General features: G+C 61.6%; 4 protein-coding genes. 3 read left to right on the top strand and 1 reads right to left on the bottom strand.

What is annotated here, in order from left to right; genetic code table 11:
* From ACEW8G_RS08540 to ACEW8G_RS08530, 3 genes are all read left to right on the top strand, one after another.
* Positions 1-308 (top strand): YraN family protein (locus tag ACEW8G_RS08540; RefSeq protein ID WP_373488002.1); only part of this gene is annotated, 308 nt, incomplete at its 5' end.
* 34 nt (positions 309-342) lie between these two features.
* Positions 343-1,293, top strand: coding sequence for a glutathione synthase (gshB, locus tag ACEW8G_RS08535; RefSeq protein ID WP_373488001.1), 951 nt, complete (start codon positions 343-345; stop codon positions 1,291-1,293).
* The gene (locus ACEW8G_RS08530; protein ID WP_373488000.1) at positions 1,290-1,901 is read left to right on the top strand and encodes a DedA family protein; all 612 of its coding nucleotides are present in this window, start codon (positions 1,290-1,292) and stop codon (positions 1,899-1,901) included. Before gshB ends, ACEW8G_RS08530 begins: the two co-directional genes overlap by 4 nt.
* Here ACEW8G_RS08530 and ACEW8G_RS08525 read toward each other — a convergent pair.
* Positions 1,898-2,095 (bottom strand): tyrosine-type recombinase/integrase (locus ACEW8G_RS08525; RefSeq protein WP_373487999.1); only part of this gene is annotated, 198 nt, incomplete at its 5' end. The genes ACEW8G_RS08530 and ACEW8G_RS08525 overlap by 4 nt on opposite strands.

Here is a 2,095-nt window from a genome sequence, read left to right as displayed (position 1 = left end):
TCGCGGCCTGGTGGCTGCGCCTGCACGGCTGGCGAATCCTGGCCAGCCGGGTGCGCACGGCGCATGGCGAGATCGATCTGGTCGCGCGGCGTGGCCGCGTGGTGGCGTTTGTTGAGGTCAAGCGCCGCAACCGGGCGGCGGACCTTGACGATTCAATCGATTACCATCGTCTGAGCCGGGTCGCGGCGGCGGCTGAACTCGCGATGCCCCGCTATGTGCGGACAGGCGAGGATGCGCGCATTGACGCGATCCTGCTTGCGCCGGGGCGTTGGCCACGCCATCTGCCCCACATCTGGCAGGACAGCTGAGCGGACCACCGCCCATCACACGAAGGACAAGTCTATGAAGGTCGCGGTGCAGATGGACCCGATGGAAAGCGTCAACATCAAGGGTGATTCGAGTTTTGCGCTCATGTTGTCCGCACAGGCGCGCGGTGCGACGCTGTTCCATTATGACGTCGAAACGTTGAGCTATGAGGCTGGCCGGGTCTGGGCAACCGGCCATCCGGTCACCGTCCAGAATGTTGCGGGCGATCATTTCCGCTTTGGCGAGCGGCAACGGATCGACCTGGCCGAGGACGTCGATGTCGTGCTGATGCGGCAGGACCCGCCGTTCGATGTCGGCTACATTACCGCGACCCACATTCTTGAACGGTTGAAGGGCCGCACCCTTTTGGTCAACGATCCCGCATCCGTGCGCAATGCGCCCGAGAAGGTTTACGTGCTGGATTTCGAACAGTTCATGCCGCCAACATTGGTCACCCGTTCGCTGGAGGAGGTGCAGCGATTTCAGGCCGAGCACGGCGCGATTGTGGTCAAGCCGCTGCACGGCAATGGTGGCAAGGCGGTGTTCCTGATCGGCGAAGACGGATCAAATCTTAGCGCACTGGTCGAGCTGTTCGGCCAGATCTGGCGCGAGCCATTCATGGTCCAGCCGTTCCTTCCGGAAGTCAGCGAAGGCGACAAGCGAATCGTGCTGGTCGATGGCAAAGTTGCAGGTGCCATCAACCGCAAGCCGGGCAAGGGTGAGTTTCGATCCAACCTTGCGGTCGGGGGCTATGCCGAAGCAGCCGAGCTGACGCCGCGCGAGCAGGAAATCTGCGACGCCATGGGGCCAGAACTGAAGGCACGCGGGCTGGTGTTTGTCGGCATCGATGTGATCGGCGGCAAATGGCTGACCGAGATCAACGTGACGTCGCCCACCGGCATCGTGGCGATCAGTGCGTTCAACAATTCGGATGTCGCAGGCATGATCTGGGATGCCATCGAGGCCCGTTTGCACCCGACGTCATGAGCGACTTTATCGTCGATCTGATTGCACGCGGCGGCTATCTGGGCATTGCTCTGTTGATGGCACTGGAGAATGTGTTTCCGCCTATCCCGTCAGAAGTGATCATGGGGCTGGCGGGCATCGAGGCCGGGCAGGGGCGCATGGCCTTTTGGGGCGTGATTGCCAGCGGCACCATCGGCTCCACGGCGGGCAATTATGTATGGTATGCGCTGGGACGCTGGATTGGGCTGGGCCGGGTTGACACATTTGTCACCCGTTGGGGGCGCTGGCTGACGCTGGACCATGCCGAAATTGAGAGGTTTTCTATCTTCTTCCAGCGCTTTGGCAGCATAACGGTGCTGGTCGCGCGGATGCTGCCGACGGTGCGCACATTGATTTCTCTGCCTGCCGGACTGTTCCGCATGAGCCGCCTACGCTTCATCGTCTGGACGTTGCTGGGAACGTCTGTTTGGAACATCGTCATCGCCGGCATCGGCTTTCAGCTAGGACGGCGGGTGGAGCAAATCGACCAGTATACCGGGCCGGTTTCAACCGGCATTATCGGGCTGATCGTGGTTGCTTATGCCGTGCGGGTGATCTTCTGGCGTCCCAAGCTGGTTGACACGCATTAGGCCCTCGGATGCGCGCTTTCATATACATCCAGCAGATGCGCGGCATCGACCTGGGTATAGATTTGCGTCGATGACAGGCTGGCGTGGCCGAGCAGTTCCTGTAGTGACCTGACGTCTGCGCCGCCCGCCAGCAGGTGCGTCGCAAAGCTGTGGCGCAGCGCGTGCGGGGTGGCGTCTTCTGGTAGACCGAGCAG

Origin of the sequence: Blastomonas sp. (assembly GCF_041747255.1) — a bacterium.
GTDB lineage: Bacteria > Pseudomonadota > Alphaproteobacteria > Sphingomonadales > Sphingomonadaceae > Blastomonas.
The sequence above is the reverse complement of the archived record's forward strand: the minus strand, read 5'-3'. Positions and strand labels throughout refer to the sequence as shown.